This is a genomic window from Pseudomonas sp. 18058 (genome assembly GCF_902706155.1).
GTDB classification, from domain to species: domain Bacteria; phylum Pseudomonadota; class Gammaproteobacteria; order Pseudomonadales; family Pseudomonadaceae; genus Aquipseudomonas; species Aquipseudomonas rustica.
Window position 1 is genome coordinate 1 of the sequence record NZ_CACSJY010000165.1, and the last position, 396, is coordinate 396.

At 38.1% G+C, this 396-nt stretch carries 1 protein-coding gene; it reads left to right on the top strand.

What is annotated here, in order from left to right; translation table 11 throughout:
• Positions 1–80 precede the first annotated feature (80 nt).
• The coding region (locus tag GVL50_RS28650; protein WP_178124235.1) for a 50S ribosomal protein L11 methyltransferase at positions 81–396 on the top strand (316 nt) is incomplete at its 3' end.

Here is a 396-nt window from a genome sequence, read left to right on the forward strand (position 1 = left end):
ATTAAAGATGGGCCGTTTTCTTTTTTAAACTACTCTAGTCGGCTACAATATGCCTTTAAATAAAATTTTAGGTCCTTTTCGTGAAGTGGTTACAAATACACATTACCGTTGATCAAGAACAAGTTGAATTCACAGAAACACTTTTAATGTCTCTAGGTGCGGTAAGCGTAACTTTGGATGATGCCGAAGATCAGGCTTTACTGGAACCATTACCAGGTGAAACACCACTCTGGAACAAAGTCATTGTTACTGGTATTTACCAACAAGACGAACAAGACCCAATTGATGTTGATACTTTAGAAGCTTTCTTAAAAGCACAACTTCCAGATGTGCCAATGCGTCATGAAGAACTTGAAGATCAAGTTTGGGAACGCGCATGGATGGATTATTATGAAC